Below are 15,572 nucleotides of genomic sequence, written 5' to 3' on the forward strand. Positions count from 1 at the left end.
AGCTAACTGGCCATACGCAACGTGCGGGCAATCTGGTCGCCGCTGCGGCGCATGGCCATCAGCAGGGCCCCGGCCACGATCAACGGCAGCAGCGCCCAGACGGTCAGCCCGGCCACCGCCAGGCCCGTGGCGCCCGATATCAGGCCCGCAATCAGGAACTCGGCCAGTGTGGCGTACCACGACGCCCCGCGCCGCCGGCGGAAGTCGGCGCGCTTGCTGGGCTTCTGGTGCCAGACATTGATCTGCGCGCAGGCGAAGGCCGACAGGCCCGCGCCAATGGCAGTGATCAGGCCGGTCAGGGGCTGGAACCAGGCCAGGGCCAGGATCGGCCCGGCCAGCAGCACAGCCACCGGGATCAGGGCGGCCACCAGCTTGGCCCGCCAGAGCACGCTGGTCGATGTGGGCGAGACCGCCAGCAGGTCAGGGGTGTCCTCGGCCGAGAGTGTAATCCAGGCCAGGCTGCCGGCCACCTGCCCGGCCATGAACACGACGATCCCCGCCCCGCCGGCCAGGGCCGCAGCCTCGACCTTCGAGGCCGAGCGCGCCAGCACCAGGGCCAGCGGGATCAGATACAGCACCCGCAGCAGCACCTGCGACAGCAGGGTGGCGTCGCGGCCGATCAGGCGCAGTTCCTTGCGCACCGTGGCCTTGAAGGCACCGGCTGCGAAGGCACCGGCCGGCTTGGCCGGCCCCTTGGCGCGGCGCGACGAGGCCCCCTGCGCGGCGGCGGCGGCGTCGGAGAAGCGTCGGCCAAGGGCGTTGGCGGCCAGCCAGAACAGTCCCCCGCCCAACGCCAGCAGCCCCAGCAGCGGCAGGGGCTGGCCGACCATGGCCTGCAGCGGCAGGCTGGCCAGCGGCGGTAGAACCAGGCTGCCGTCGCTGGCCGAACGGGCGATGCTGGCGAACAGGTTCTCGCTGGCCGCCTCGCCCATCAGGTTGCGATACTGGCTGGCCAGGAAGAAGGCCGCGCCCACCAGGGCCGCCAGCACCTGGGCCACCGTGCGGGTGCGACGCGGCCCGATCAGGGCGAACAGGGCCATGGCCAGGAACAGGCCCAGGGCCGTCGCGATCAGGGCCAGGGCAATTAGCACCCCAAACAGCCCCGCCCAGGCCGGATGTCCAAAGATCACCGAAGGCAGCAGCAGGGGCGCGGCGAAGACCAGAAAGATCAGCGCCACATTGGCCGCCACGCCCAGAGCGCGCACCAGCAGCACGCGGCGCGGGTCCAGCGGCGAGGAAAACAGCAGGTCCAGATCGCCGCGCTCGTACAGGGCCTCGGCCGAGGCGCTCAGCGTCTGGGACAGCATCAGGGTCAGCACCACCGCGCAGGCCAGATCGGCGATGATGATCGACAGCGGCGTGATCGGCACCTCGTGGCCATGAACGGCCAGGGCGATCAGCACGCCGCCCAGGCAGGCGAAGGCGAACAGAACGGCCAGGCCGATCAGGGCGCCGGGCCCCTTGCCGGCCCGGCCGGCGCGAAAGCCGCGCCAGGCCAGGCGGATCTCGTGGGCCAGCAGCCAGAGCGTGCCGGCGGGCTTGAACAGGCTCACGCGGACGCGCCCTCTGCGGTCAGTTGCAGGAAGACGTCTTCCAGGGTGCCGGCGCCGTCACCCGCCTTGGCGCGCAGCTCGTCCAGCCGCCCCTCGGCCAGCAGGCGGCCTCCGGCGATAATGCCGATCCGGTCGGCCATGCGCTCGGCCACTTCCAGGATGTGGGTGGTCAGGATCACCGTGCAGCCGGCCTCGACACGGGCCTGCAGCATGTCCTTGACCAGCCGCGCGGCGGCGGCATCCAGGCCGGTCAGGGGCTCGTCGAGGATCAAGAGCTTGGGATCGTGGATCAGGGCGCCGGCCAGGGCTACCTTCTGTTTCATGCCGCGCGAAAAGCCTTCGCACCGCCGCCGCGCCTCGTCGGCCAGACCCAGCTGGGCCAGCAACTGCTCGGCCCGCGTCTTGGCGAGCGCCGGATCGACGCTCCACAGGCCGGCCACGAACTCCAGATATTCCAGAGGGGTCAGGCGGTCATAGATCATCGCCTCGTCGGGAGCCCAGGCGATCAGGGCCTTGGCCCCGGCCGGGTCCTGGCGCGCATCGATCCCGAACACGCTGATCTCGCCCGTATCGGGCTTGGTCAGGCCCGCCACCATCCGCAAGGTCGTGGTCTTGCCCGCCCCGTTTGGACCCAGCAGGGCATAGAGCTCACCCGCATGCACGGTCAGGTCCAGATCGGACACGGCCGGCTTGGCGAAGGTCTTGTTCAGACCCCGCACGATCAAGGCTTCGGTCAAAGGTGTCGTTCCCCACGCAACTTGCGCAGGCATGAGAACGTGATTGCAGGGTGGTGTTCAAGCCGCGAAGGGTTGCTAGTTCGGCGGACTGACCGCCTCCAGCTCAAACGCCGCATCCAGCGTCGCGTCATCGGCGACCGCGCCGGTCAGGGCGGCGGCCAGAACGGCGTCAAGGGAGGTCCAGACGAAGGCAAGCTGCTCCAGCACGGCCGGCAGGCGGTCGGGCTCGAAGCCGGGATAAAGGTCTTCCACCAGCCACAGCCCGGTCAGGACATCGAAGCCAAACCGGCAGCCGATCAGGCGGAATTGGGCGCGGGCGACCGTCTCGAACAGGGCGTCCAGGGTGCGGGCCTGATCGAGGTCTTCACCATCCAGAACCTGACAGCGCACCTGCAGCCAGCCGTTTTGCGGAAACAGATAGAAGGCCCCGCCGTCCTCGGCGCCGGACACCTCCAGGCCGTTGTCGATCTCGCTGACGAGATAGCCGGCTTCGCGGCAGGCATCGGCGATTTCGGACAGGTTTATGGGGATGGGCGGCATTTCAACGGCCATAGCGCGTGGTCTCCCTGTTCAAGGATAGTCGGATCAACCTTCGTTGGCAGGCAAAAGGTCAATCGGCTCGCAAGCGGGCGTGTCGAACAAGAACTCGCGACCGGCATCCTCGGCCCAGTGACAATGCTTATGCCACCAGTCGGCGGCATCAGGCCTTCGAGCTGAAAGAAGTTTCACGGCGACGGCGGATTCGACCACGTAGCCCGTCTCCCTGACGATACGCCGGGCCCATTTCGCTATGATCCAGCCGATGCAAGACCGGGGACCCGAAAGCACCCCTACGGTTGGAACCGTTTGTTCGCGCGGATCGCGTAACGGTAACTCGCACCCTATCCAGGCCTCGCGGACCCAGAGTGGCGCTTCACCGATGGGGGCGCTGACAATTCGGATTCCGGACACCATCCCCTAGCTCCGGTAATCCCCGTTGATCGCCACATACTGCTTGGTCAGATCGCAGGTCCAGACTGTGGCCGTGCCCTTGCCGACGCCCACGTCCACCGAAACCTCGAACTCCGGCTTCTTGACGTAAGCGCTCATCGCCGCCTCGTCATAGTCGGCCGAGATCAGGCCGTCGCGGGCGGCATAGAGGTCGCCGAAGCGGACATTGATCCGCTCGCGGGCCACCGGCTCGTCAGCGCGGCCCACGGCCATGACGATCCGGCCCCAGTTGGCGTCCTCGCCGGCGAAGGCGGTCTTGACCAGGGGGCTTTCGGCGATGGTGCGGGCGATCTTGCGGGCGCTGGCCGGGCTCTCGGCACCGTTGACGGTGATCTTGACGAACTTGGTCGCCCCCTCGCCGTCGCGGACCAGCTGCAGGGCCAGGTCCAGCAGCACGCCTTCCAGCTTTTCGCGGAAGTCGGCCAGGCGACGGTCACCGGCCCGGTGGATCTTGGGCGCGGTCGACTGGCCGGTGGCGAACAGCAGCAGGGTGTCGTTGGTCGAGCGGTCGCCGTCCACCGTCACGCAGTTGAAGGTGGTGCGCGTATAGAGGCTGACCAGGGTCTGCAGGGCGGCCGGGGCGATCTTGGCGTCGGTGGCCACGAAGGCCAGCATGGTGGCCATGTCTGGCGCGATCATCCCCGAGCCCTTGGCGATGCCGGCGATCTTCACCTCATGGCCGTCGATCATCGCCGTGGCATAGGCCCCCTTGGGGAAGGTGTCGGTGGTCATGATCGCCGCCGCAGCGCCGGCCCAGGCGTCTTCGGTCAGGCGTGTCTCGACCTCGGGCAGGCGGGCGGTGATCTTGCTGTCGTCGAGAATGACGCCGATCACACCGGTCGAGGCCATCATCACGTCGCGCTGGCGGCAGTCGAAGCGCTTGCCCACGGCCGTGGCCACGCGGCGCACCGCATCGGCTCCGGGCTTGCCGGTGAAGCTGTTGGCGCAGCCGGCATTGACCACCAGGGCCCGCACGTCGGCGCCGCCGCTGGCGGTCAGCTGACGCTTGCACCAGTCGACGGGCGCCGAGCCGACGCCGTGCCGGGTAAAGACACCCGCCGCGCTGGTGCCCTCGGCAAAGCGCATCAGCAGCAGGTCTTCGCGCTCATGCTTGTAGAAGCCCGCGCGGCCGGTGGCGATCTCGACGCCGGGGATCGGCGGGATCAACGGAAACGGCACGGCCAGCGGCGAGATGGCCAGGCCCGGCTTGCCCGGCGCAGCGGCGGCGGCCGGCGCGGCGGCGGCCTCGCGCTTTTCGGCGCGGCGCAGGCCCGCGCGCTTGAAGGCCGTCGCCAGCGGGTCTAGCGCCCGCTCCAGGGTCTGGCCCACGCGCTCGACCGCGCCGGGCGCATGGACTGCGGGCTCGTTGGCAGGGACTTCGGCCGCGCCGGCGTCAGCGGAGGTATCGGTCTTGCGGGGCATGGTTCGCCTCGATCAGTTCTTGTTCGGCGCGGCGGCCGGTGCGGGGGCTTCGGGCGGGGCGGAGGCTGGTTCCTGCGGCGCGCCGGGCAAGTCCTGGGCCTTGCCGGTCAGCAAATCCACCTTGGCGCCGCCGCGCAGTTTTTCCAGCAGGTCACGAACCTGGTCATAGGTCAGGAAGCGCACGATCTGCGGACGGGCGGCCTCCAGCGTGATCGGCTCTTCCATGCGCTTGTCCTCGACACGCAGGATGGCCCAGCCGCCCTCTGTGGCGAAGGGCCCGATGATGTCGCCCTTCTTGGCGGTCTTCAGGGCGCCGGCATAGGCCTCGGGCATCACGTCGACGGTGAAATAGCCCAGGTCCCCGCCGTTGAAGCGCGTGGCCTGGTCGGTAGAGCGCTCCATGGCCAGGGCGTCGAACGAGGCGCCGCTCGCCAGGAGTTTCTTGATGCTGTCGCCCTCGGCCTGGCTGGCGACCAGGATCTGGCGGGCCCGAATCTCTTCTGAGCGCTTGGACAGCTTCTGCTGCTCGGCATAGAGGCGGCGGATGGCGTCTTCGTTGACGGCCTTTTCCACCACGCTCTCGACCAGCATGTCGCCCAGGATGCGTTCACGGGCGGCGGCCAGGCGGCGTTGGGCGACGGGGTCCTTGTCCAGCTTGCGCTTGAGCGCCTCGGCGGCCAGCAGCTTCTGGTCGACCACCTCGTCCAGGCGCTGGCGGAACAGTTCGCTGGAGATATCCAGCGGTTCGCCTTCACTGATCAGGCCCTGGGCCACGGCCTCGCGCTTGACGTCGGACGCCCAGACCGCATGACCATTGACCTTGGCCACAGCGGTATCGCCCGGCTCAGGCGGCTTCTCGGCGCTCTTGTCCTGCCCGCAGGCGGCCAGGAGCAACACCGTCGCGACCAGAGCGAAAAGGGCGGAAACGCGGGACTTGGCTTCAATCATGGGGGGCCTATCTCGAGCTTGCTCTTCCCCAGCGCTCTAGCGCGGTTTATCGTTCAGAGGAAATAGCTTCGCGAAACGTGCGGAAAAAGCTGCCCGGCAAGCGTTTTGGGAAAACGGAACCGCCAATGGGCGAACGGCAAATCTCGATCGCTCTGGGCTTTGGTGGGGCACTTTTCGTCTGGCGCATCTTGGATGGCGTCAGAACGGGCGTACTGAAAGGCCCGACGGGCTTCAAAGACGCTGAAGTCCGTCGCAGCGAGCGGCCTGTCCGGTTCAAAATCGATCTTTGGGCGCTGGGGATCTGTGCTGGACTGTGCTTCCTCGGCGCACTTCTTCTCGAGGTGTTTGTCGTCGGGAGATAAGGACAAGCGACACCCGCCCTCGCGTTGACACCCGCAGGGTCGGTGCTTAAGTCTCCCGCGCGCGTTGAGAAGCCAGTTTCCACTGGCTCCATCGCCTCCATTTTACCGTAGTGAAGGCCCCAAAGCCCTAGCACCGGCCCTCACAGACACGTCTCGGATCCCCTATTCATGCTCGGCTTCGCCAAAAAGCTCTTCGGCTCTTCCAACGACCGCAAGGTCAAGACGATGACCGCCCGCGTCGCGAAAATAAACGCGTATGAGCCGGAGTATGCCTCCCTGAGCGACGAGGCCCTGAAGGCCAAGACCGTCGAGTTCAAGGCGCGCCTGGAAAAGGGCGAGACCCTCGACGACCTTCTGAACGAAGCCTTCGCCGTCGTGCGCGAGGCAGGCAAGCGCGCCCTGGGCATGCGCCACTTCGACGTGCAGCTGGTGGGCGGCATGGTGCTGCACTTTGGCGGCATTTCGGAAATGCGCACCGGCGAGGGCAAGACCCTGGTCGCCACCCTGCCCACCTATCTCAACGCCCTGGCCGGCAAGGGCGTGCACGTCATCACCGTGAACGACTATCTGGCCAAGCGCGACGCCGACTGGATGGGCCAGCTCTATAACTTCCTGGGCCTCTCGTACGGCGTGATCGTCAACGGCCTGAGCCAGGGCGAGCGCCAGCGCGCCTATCGCAGCGACATCACCTACGGCACCAACAACGAATTCGGCTTCGACTATCTGCGCGACAACCTGGTCTACAGCGTCGACGAGATGGTCCAGCGCGGCCACCACTTCGTGATCGTCGACGAGGTCGACTCGATCCTGATCGACGAGGCGCGCACGCCGCTGATCATCTCGGGCCCGACCGAGGACCGCAGCTCGCTGTATCTGACCATCGACGCCCTGATCAAAGAGATGATCAAGGACAAGTCGACCTACGATCACGACGAGAAGCAGAAGCAGGTCATCCTCACCGAGGAGGGCCAGGAAAAGATCGAAGAGATCCTGATGTCGGGCGGCCATCTGGCCGAGGACACCGCCGGCCTCTATGACGCCGCCAACATCTCGGTGGTGCACCACGTCAACCAGGCCCTGCGGGCCAATGTGCTCTACACGCGCGACAAGGACTATATCGTCAAGGGCGACGAGATCGTTCTGATCGACGAGTTCACCGGCCGCATGATGACCGGCCGCCGCCTGTCGGAAGGCCTGCACCAGGCCATCGAGGCCAAGGAAGGCGCCGCCATCCAGCCCGAGAACCAGACCCTGGCCTCGGTGACCATCCAGAACTATTTCCGCCTCTATACCAAGCTGTCGGGCATGACCGGGACGGCTTCTACGGAAGCGCAAGAATTCGACGACATCTACAAGATGGGCGTCAGCGAGATCCCGACCAACCGCGTCATCCAGCGCATCGACGACGACGACGAGGTCTATCGCACCGAGCGCGAGAAGAACGAGTCGATCCTCAAGCAGATCGCCGACTGCCACCTGCGCGGACAGCCGATCCTGGTCGGCACGGTTTCCATCGAGAAGTCCGAAGAGCTGTCCAAGCTGCTGTCGACCTTCAAGTGGGAGCGCGACGGCAAGCCCCAGACGGGCATTCCCCACCAAGTTCTGAACGCCCGCTTCCACGAGCAGGAAGCCGGCATCGTCGCTGACGCCGGCGTGCCCGGCGCGGTGACCATCGCCACCAACATGGCCGGCCGCGGCACCGACATCCAGCTGGGCGGCAATGTCGACATGCGCATGGCCAGCTGGCGCCAGCAGCAAAAGGGCCTGGGCCTGACCATCGACCATGAGGACGAGATCGCCCAGCGCGTCGCCCTCGAAGCCGAGATCGCCGACGCCAAGAAGCGCGCCCTGGAGGCCGGCGGCCTGTTCGTGCTCGGCACCGAGCGCCACGAAAGCCGCCGTATCGACAACCAGCTGCGCGGCCGTACCGGCCGTCAGGGCGATCCGGGCCGGTCCAAGTTCTTCCTGTCGTGCGAGGACGACCTGCTGCGCATCTTCGCCGGCGAGCGCCTGGATGCGATCATGCGCACCTTCGGCGTCCAGGAAGGCGAGGCGATCACCCACAAGTGGCTCAACAACGCCATCGCCACCGCCCAGAAGCGCGTCGAGCAGCGCAACTACGAGATCCGCAAGAACCTCCTGAAGTACGACGACGTCGTCAACGACCAGCGCAAGGCCGTGTTCGAGCAGCGCCAGGAGTTCATGGAATCCAGTGACCTGTCCGGGATCATCCACGAGATGCGCCGCGACGTGGTCGATGACCTCGTTTTGCGTCACCTGCCGCCCAAGGCCTATGCCGAGCAGTGGGACATCGAGGGCCTGACCGAGCGCGTGAAGGCCGTGTTCGGCATGGACCTGCCGCTGGCCGAATGGGCCGCCGAGGAAGGCATTGCCGACGAGGAGATGCGCGAGCGCCTGACCAAGGCCGCAGACGACTACGCCGCCCAGCGCGAAGAGATCATCACGCCCGAGCAGATGCGCCAGGTGGAAAAGAGCTTCCTGCTGCAGATGATCGATCTGCAGTGGCGCGAGCACCTGATGCACCTGGACCACCTGCGTAACGTCATCGGCCTGCGCGGCTATGGCCAGCGCGATCCGCTCAACGAGTACAAGACCGAAGCCTTCAGCCTGTTCGAAAAGCTGCTGGGCGACCTGCGCACCAACACCACCCGCTGGCTGATGACGGTCGAGATCGCCTATGCCGAACCCGAGCCCCTGCACACGCCGGAAAACCTGATCGAGGTCCATATGGACCCGCTGACCGGCGAGAATGTCGCTGTCGCCGGGGCCCTGCCCGAGGGCCTCTCGCCCCAGCAGCGCGAAGCCCTGCCCGTCTCGGTCCTGCCCGCCGGCTGGGAAAACACCAGCCGCAACGGCGCCTGCCCCTGCGGCTCGGGCAAGAAGTTCAAGCACTGCCACGGCGCGCTGGTCTAGGCTTTATTGCCCGCTCTCCCCGGCGAAAGCCGGGGCCCAGCTCGAACCCGTGACTGCGGGTTGGAGCTGGCTAAGCTTTAGGCGCATTACCCCCAGAGGCTCAGGATGAATCTGGACCCCGGCTTTCGCCGGGGAGAGCGGGTGGAGGATTGACGGGTGCGCTCCTGCCCGGCCTAGCTAGGCCTACAATGATCGGAAAACTGTCCATGCGCCTGGCCGCCATCGTCGCCGTGTTCGCCCTCGCCACCGCAAGCCCCGCAGCCGCCGCGCCCAAGACCTTCCGGCAACTGCTGGACATGCCCCGCGCCCAGCCCACAGCCCACATCCCCTACGGCACCGAGCCCGAACAGTTCGGCGATCTGTGGCTGCCCGCCGGCCCCGGCAAGCACCCGGTCGTCGTGCTGATCCATGGCGGTTGCTGGCAGGCCAAGTATCCCAGCGTCGAGCTGATGGCCTATATGGCCAAGGACCTGCAGGGGCGCGGCTATGCGGTCTGGAACCTGGCCTACCGCCGGCTGGGCGAGCCGGGCGGCGGCTATCCGGGCACCTTCGCCGACGTGGCCAACGGCCTGGACAAGCTGCGCACGCTGGCACCGCAGCATCATCTGGACCTGAAGCGGGTGGTGGTGGCGGGCCATTCGGCCGGCGGACACCTGACCACCTGGGCGGCGGGCCGCGATCGCCTGCCCAAGGCCAGCCCCCTGCGCGTGGGCAAGCCCCTGAAGATCCGGGGCGCGGTCAGCCTGGCCGGCATCAACGACCTGGCCGCCTATCGCGCTACCGGTCCCGACGCCTGCGGCGGGCCCGACACCATCGATCAGCTGACCGCCGGTGCCGCGCTGCCGGACCGCTATGCCGACACCTCGCCGCCGGCCTTCCTGCCGATAAGGACGCCTCTGGCGGTGATCTCCGGCGCGCTGGATCCCATCGTGCCGCCGGTGTTCGGCGTGGAGTTCGCGGCCCGGGCCAAGGCGACGGGCGACCGGGTCGAGGAGATCACGATTGCCGACGCGGGTCATTTCGAACTGATCGACCCGACCTCGGCGGCGTGGGCGCGGATCGTGGGGGTGATCGACCGAATGGCGGGCAAATAAGGTTCCGCACGCTTCCCCGTTTTTCAACCGTCATTCCCGCCCTTGTGGCGGGAACCCCTGGTTCAGCTTGCACGTGAAGCGCCAGCGAAGTGCGCGCGCACTTCGCCTCTCCGGCACTTGCGGCGGACAGAGGGGTTCCCGCCACAAGGGCGGGAATGACGGTGCTATTTTGGAAGGCTAGGGCCGCACCACACACCCCGTCTCGGGCCCTGCCCGGCCTTCCAGCACCGCCAGATAGGTCGCTGCGATCGCCTCCTGGCCCACCCCGGTCTCGACCTTCAGCCAGCGCCCGGCGTCGGCGACGAAGGCGCTCCAGGCCGCGCCGTAGCGGCTCTCGAAGCCGCCGGGGCCCCAGTCTTCCTGGCGCTTCTTCACGCGGTCGGGGGCGAAGAACAGGATCGGCTTGGGACCGGGCAGATCGCCCGCGCCGCGCGCAGCCTCCCAGTGCGTGCCGCCGACCAGGCAGGAATAGGCCAGGTCGTCGCCGAACCGGCGGTGAACCGCGCCCAGCACGCCGGCGTCGCCCGCGAAGTCGACAAAGACCGCCGGCGTGGCGATCGGCACCGTGGGAAAGTCGTCATAGGTCACGACCTGGTCGTAGAAGCCTAAGCCCTCGACGAAGGCGACATTGCGCGCCGAGGTCAGGCCCACCACCTTGGGCCCGCCCCGCTGCTTGAGCAGGAAGGCCAGGCCGATGGCGGTCTTGGACGAGGCGCTGGACAGGATGATCGACCCGGCCCCGAACATCGCGTGCTCGTCCAGGAAGTCGTCGATCAGAAAGCCGGTGATGAACAGCGGCTGCAGCAGGGACCGCAGCGCCTCGGTGCCGTCCTCGGCGCCAACAGCCGTGTACTGATTATAGACTGCCGCCAGGTGCTGGCGGTGCGGCGCGGCGTCGGCGAATCCGCCGCGCGTCTTGCGGGGCTGCACCGTCAGATGGCTCGACATCGGATAGTAGCCGTAGAAGCGCTGGCCAACCCCGATGTCGGGATGGCCTGAGGCCTCGACCGTCGCGAAACCCCAGACCGGCACGCGGCCAAAGCCCTCGGCCGCCGGAAAGAAATCCCAGTAACGCATGGCCTCGCCGAACACGGCATAGGTGATGTTGTTGGCGGTCAGGGCGAAGCTGTCGACGGCCAACCGCACCTCGCCTTCAGCCAGGTCCGGAAGCATCGCGGGGCGGAACTCGCCCTGGCGCAGATTGCTTTTGGCGACGACGAAATCCCAGGCCATGACGCCCTCCCTGTGTTTGAGCAAACTAGGCCGCGAGGCGGCGCAGAAGTCAAAACAATCGTTTGAACTTGTCACGGGGGACAATGTTTTCATTGCGATCAGGCCCCTGAAGCGCGAGACGCGGACGGTCAGCTTCGTGATCGGATCGCCATGACCACCGCCCCCCTGCCCCTGCGCCACTTTCTGCTGGCGCTGGCCGTGGTGGCGGTCTGGGGCACCAATTTCGTGGTCATTCGCGTGGGGCTGGATCACCTGCCGCCGCTGCTGTTCGCCACCCTGCGCTTTACGCTGGTGCTGCTGCCGATGGCCTTCTTCGTCAAGCGGCCGGACGTGCCGTGGCGCAACCTGGCGGCCTATGGCGTGCTGATCGGAGCCGGGCAGTTCGGGATGCTGTTCCTGGCCATGAAGGGTCACATCTCGCCGGGCCTGGCCTCGCTGGTGGTGCAGACCCAGGTATTCTTCACCATCGGCCTGGCCATGAAGATCAGCGGCGAGCGCGTTCAGCCCTTCCAGATCGTGGCCCTGCTGCTGGCCGCCAGCGGCATCGTGCTGATCGCCGCCCACGGCGGCGGGTCGGCCACCCCGCTGGGCGTCGGGCTAGTGCTGCTGGCCGCCGCCAGCTGGTCGGGCGGCAATATCGTGGCGCGTCAGGCCGGCAGCGTGAACATGCTGGGCTATGTGGTCTGGGCCAGCCTGTTCTCGATCCCGCCGCTGTTTCTCATGTCGCTGTGGCTGGAAGGCTGGCCGGCCATGGTCGCGGGCGTCCTAGGCGCCGACGCCCTGACCTGGGCGGCGGTGCTGTGGCAGGCGGTGGGCAACACGATGTTCGGCTATGCAGCCTGGGGCTGGCTGCTGGCCCGCCACCCGGCCGCCACCGTCGCGCCCCTGGCCCTGATGATCCCGGTGTTCGGCATGGGGGCCTCGGCCCTGCTGCTGGGCGAGGGCCTGCCGGGCTGGAAATTGGCGGCCGCAGCGCTGGTGCTGACCGGTCTGGCGGTGAACATGCTGTGGCCCAAGGTGCGGGGACGGTTTCAGGCGCGGCCCTAGGCCTCTGGGCGCGATCAGTCTTGAAACGAGGGACCCTGCCGGTGCTGGCGAACCCGATGGTCGGTAGCGCAAAGCGGACGTTGGGATCGTCTGTTTGGGGTGGTTATGCGGGCGTCGGCTTCAAGCCGTTAGCGCCCTAGTTCCTTGCCCTGGCTTGAGTGGCTTGCACGCACTCGTCGCATCTTTGATCTAGCGCTGCGGGGGTGTCTAATAGTCGATCACTCCGAAATCGAAGCGGCCCCATAGGCTCTCCGAGCAGCGGCGCGCGTAGGCGCGGCTGTCATCGATAGCGAAGCCGGAACATCGAATAAGCCCGTATAATCCGTTCGCGACGACTGGTTGTTGTGTGAAGTAGCCGGTCAATCTGCCCAGTGCGAAGGTTTACGGCATCTAGGCTCAGGTTATGAGCGATGTTCCTGTGTCGGAAATCCGCGACAGCCTTGCGGCGTGAGGAGTTCATGACTCTAATGCCCAACTCCAACCCGTCGCCTATGTCGCGCGAGAAACTACGGCGAACGGTCTCCCGAGCATTGCGGGCTGCTCTCGCTCGGATCAGGTCCCTAAGGTCATTATCGAGCCCATTGACCAAGTGGGCCTCCGCTGCTCGACGATCCAAGAGGCGGCGCTTGTAGAGCGCGCGCAGGACGTCCTGCTCTGCCACGATCGCTATGATCGTCGGAACACTGAGCCGGTCAGCCGCCGGGCCATCCCAGATTGCAGCTAGTCGGATGATCTCGTGATGCAACGTGGCGCGCTGCAAGTTTTTGAAGGCCTTAGCTGCGTGCGACTGGGGTATTTGCTGCGACAGGCGATTGCTTCGCACCACAATTCGGTTGTTCTCATGGGTCTGGCAAACGTCGATGACATAATTCCCCAGGCCCTGAACCTTGGAACTGGCGAGTTCGATCCGTTCGTCCACGGAACGCTTTCTGAGCTTCTTGACGAACGACTTCTCTTTTTCGCTAAACAATCTGACCCTGCCCATCATCATGCAACGAACGCCAGCCTAAGCGCGCGTACTGATAACGGGTCAAGGAGCAAAGGTTTTAGGCCGGCATCAGAAGCGTCCAACTAGGGTCGGAGGCACGCTTTGCCTTCCCTCCCGAAAGCGGACGCCCCGCGTCCCGCTCATCCTTAAATCTCACGGTGATTGTCTCGCCGTGAGATTTAAGGATGGCCCCGTTTGCGGGCGAAGGGGGGCTGTGTTCCTCGGCCGACGCCGCAGGCCCCCTCCTGACCTGCTTCGCAGGTCGTCCTCCCCCCTTGCGGGGGGAAGATGAGATCCGCACCGTTCATCTTCCCCCTCCGGGGGAAGACGGCTGCGTAGCAGCCCGTAGGGGGCAAGTACGGGGATAGACCGCGCTCAATCCCCATGGTTCTCAGAACAAACTCCAACCTAATCAACAGCCTGTAAAAAACTTGATCGCGCCCATCCTCCGCGCTCAAACCACCCCCATACTTAATCTCACCTGACAGCACGGGAAGGGCGCACGTACGGCGACCGTTGCGGCTGTCAGGGGTGGTCGAGCGGGAAGCGCCCGTCGGCCGTCGTTGAAGGCCCGGCAGGGTCTGGTGGAGCGGATCGGTCCTTGCGGGGGCCGGACGCGTTGAAGCCGGACCGGGACCGCCGGGATCTCCCTTTGGCGACGCCCGCACGATGCGCAGCAGGCATGGGCTGAAATCGCCCATGCGGTCTGGACGGGGTCGCTATCCCCTCCACCCGTCGGGGGCCTAAAGTCGGAAGCGGGTTAAAACCCCGCGCCCCGAGGGCTCACCGGATAACGGCTGCGCGGAGCGTCTGTCTTCGTCGAAACGGTATTCACTATCCCATCCTCCGGGCGAGGCCCGGACGCTCCGCGACCCTTCCCACCCCCATCGCAGCGAAAGCGCGAGGCTATGGGCCCGTGTCTTCTTCCTTCTCGCGCGCGGGACGCAGAGCGCGGAGTTCGCCTTGACCTCCCCCACGTCACCCGACTGACCCTCTGCGCAAAACAGGGAGAGAAGGCCATGGCCACGCCGTTCAAGGTCGAGTGGAGCCCGCAGGCCATCGACAAGGTCCGCGACCAGATCCGCGCCTACGAGTTCCCGCCTGCGCCGGTCGGCGGCGGCTGGAACCATGGCTGTGACGCCGACACGCTGAAGCGCCTGACCGCCTACTGGGCCGACGGGTTCGACGCCGGCAAGGCGCAGGAGACCCTCAACCGCCATCCGCAGTTCACGGCCAAGATCGAGGACCTCGACATCCACTACGTCCACGTGATCGGCGAAGCAGGCGGCAAGCGGCCCCTGCTGCTGACCCACGGCTGGCCCGGCAGCCACTTCGAGTTCTGGGACGCCATCGAGCCCCTGGCCTTCCCCTCGCGCCATGGCGGCGATCCGGCCGACGCCTTCGACCTGGTGATCCCGTCCCTGCCCGGCTTTGGCTTTTCGGGAAAGCCCAAGGCCCCGATCGGCCAGCGCGCCACGGCGCGGCTGTTCAACACCCTGATGACCCAGGAACTCGGCTACGACCGCTATTTGGCCCAGGGCGGCGACTGGGGCGGTCTGGTCACCTCGTGGCTGGGGCTGGACCACGCAGCGCACGTGAAAGCCATCCACCTGAACATGATCGGCTTTCGCCCGGCCGGCCCGCCGCAGGGCGAGGCCGAGATCGCCTGGATCCAGCGCACCGGTTTCGCCATGGACGTGATGGGGGCCTATTTCCGGCTGCAGGCCTCCAAGCCCCAGTCCCTGGCCTGGCTGGGCGCGGGCAATCCGGTGGGCCAGGCCGCCTGGATCCTGGAGCGCTTCCACGACTGGGCCGACCTGTCGGGCAAGCCGTTCGAGGAGGCCTTCAGCGACGACCAGCTGCTGACCAACATCATGCTGTACGTGATGACCGGCAGCTTCACGACGGGCGCCTGGTATTATCGCGGCCTGATGGAGGAAGGCGGCATCGTCCTGCCGGCCGGGACCCGTTGCGAGACCCCCACCGCCTTCGCCAACTTCCCCGGAGAAGCCCTCTATCAGGCCCCGCCGCGCAGCTGGTGCGACCGCGCCTACAACATCATCCGCTGGACCGACATGCCGCGCGGCGGTCACTTCGGCGCGATGGAGGAGCCGGGGCTGTTTGTCGATGATGTGCGGGCATGGGGACGGGAGGTGGGCTGACGGGGCCAGGTCGCGGGCCTCAAATTTTCTGAGGCGCCGACAAGAATATTCGGCGTTTTGCCTCAGCGCAGCCGCACTAGGGTCACTCAGTCCTTGTCAGGA

Annotated in this window: 13 protein-coding genes; 5 read left to right on the plus strand and 8 right to left on the minus strand. The window is 66.7% G+C overall.

All coding sequences use genetic code 11. The features are described from left to right. Nucleotides 1-2: 2 nt before the first annotated feature. From ACW179_RS02040 to ACW179_RS02065, 6 genes are all read right to left on the minus strand, one after another. Nucleotides 3-1,553 carry a putative ABC transporter permease subunit gene (locus tag ACW179_RS02040; protein WP_492062463.1) on the minus strand — a complete coding sequence of 517 codons (1,551 nt, stop codon included), beginning with the start codon at nt 1,551-1,553 and terminating at the stop codon, nt 3-5. After that, complete coding sequence (locus ACW179_RS02045; protein ID WP_492062465.1) at nt 1,550-2,323, minus strand: ABC transporter ATP-binding protein; 774 nt, start codon at nt 2,321-2,323, stop codon at nt 1,550-1,552. Before ACW179_RS02045 ends, ACW179_RS02040 begins: the two co-directional genes overlap by 4 nt. A gap of 42 nt (nt 2,324-2,365) precedes the next feature. Beyond that, nucleotides 2,366-2,842: a hypothetical protein gene (locus ACW179_RS02050; protein ID WP_492062469.1), complete on the minus strand. Its 477-nt coding sequence runs from the start codon at nt 2,840-2,842 to the stop codon at nt 2,366-2,368. 33 nt (nt 2,843-2,875) lie between these two features. Next, a complete protein-coding gene (locus tag ACW179_RS02055; RefSeq protein WP_492062471.1) occupies nt 2,876-3,040 on the minus strand; it encodes a hypothetical protein in 165 nt (54 codons plus the stop codon). Between the two features lie 207 nt (nt 3,041-3,247). Further along, nucleotides 3,248-4,702 (minus strand): bifunctional glutamate N-acetyltransferase/amino-acid acetyltransferase ArgJ, encoded by a 1,455-nt coding sequence (gene argJ, locus ACW179_RS02060; protein WP_492062473.1) that lies wholly within the window; start codon nt 4,700-4,702, stop codon nt 3,248-3,250. 12 nt (nt 4,703-4,714) lie between these two features. Then, nucleotides 4,715-5,650: a peptidylprolyl isomerase gene (locus ACW179_RS02065; RefSeq protein ID WP_492062475.1), complete on the minus strand. Its 936-nt coding sequence runs from the start codon at nt 5,648-5,650 to the stop codon at nt 4,715-4,717. A gap of 77 nt (nt 5,651-5,727) precedes the next feature. Between ACW179_RS02065 and ACW179_RS02070 the strand changes: the two genes are divergently transcribed. From ACW179_RS02070 to ACW179_RS02080, 3 genes are all read left to right on the plus strand, one after another. Then, the gene (locus tag ACW179_RS02070) at nt 5,728-6,012 is read left to right on the plus strand and encodes a hypothetical protein (protein ID WP_492062477.1); all 285 of its coding nucleotides are present in this window, start codon (nt 5,728-5,730) and stop codon (nt 6,010-6,012) included. 168 nt (nt 6,013-6,180) lie between these two features. Beyond that, the gene (gene secA / locus ACW179_RS02075; RefSeq protein WP_492062479.1) at nt 6,181-8,946 is read left to right on the plus strand and encodes a preprotein translocase subunit SecA; all 2,766 of its coding nucleotides are present in this window, start codon (nt 6,181-6,183) and stop codon (nt 8,944-8,946) included. Nucleotides 8,947-9,152: 206 nt separating this feature from the next. Then, a complete protein-coding gene (locus tag ACW179_RS02080) occupies nt 9,153-10,040 on the plus strand; it encodes an alpha/beta hydrolase family protein (RefSeq protein WP_492062481.1) in 888 nt (295 codons plus the stop codon). Between the two features lie 177 nt (nt 10,041-10,217). Here ACW179_RS02080 and ACW179_RS02085 read toward each other — a convergent pair whose 3' ends face one another. Continuing rightward, complete coding sequence (locus ACW179_RS02085; RefSeq protein WP_492062484.1) at nt 10,218-11,273, minus strand: DUF2855 family protein; 1,056 nt, start codon at nt 11,271-11,273, stop codon at nt 10,218-10,220. A 150-nt stretch (nt 11,274-11,423) separates the two neighbouring features. Here ACW179_RS02085 and ACW179_RS02090 point away from each other — a divergent pair, with 150 nt between their 5' ends. Beyond that, entirely contained in the window at nt 11,424-12,320 is an 897-nt protein-coding gene (locus ACW179_RS02090) for an EamA family transporter (protein WP_492062486.1), read from the plus strand. Nucleotides 12,321-12,600: 280 nt separating this feature from the next. On the opposite strand, the gene ACW179_RS02095 is transcribed toward ACW179_RS02090, so the two are convergent. Then, entirely contained in the window at nt 12,601-13,311 is a 711-nt protein-coding gene (locus ACW179_RS02095; protein WP_492062488.1) for a hypothetical protein, read from the minus strand. A 1,016-nt stretch (nt 13,312-14,327) separates the two neighbouring features. Here ACW179_RS02095 and ACW179_RS02100 point away from each other — a divergent pair. Further along, nucleotides 14,328-15,470 carry an epoxide hydrolase family protein gene (locus tag ACW179_RS02100; RefSeq protein ID WP_492062489.1) on the plus strand — a complete coding sequence of 381 codons (1,143 nt, stop codon included), beginning with the start codon at nt 14,328-14,330 and terminating at the stop codon, nt 15,468-15,470. Nucleotides 15,471-15,572 lie beyond the last annotated feature (102 nt).

The organism is Caulobacter sp. AVps18, assembly GCF_058681425.1.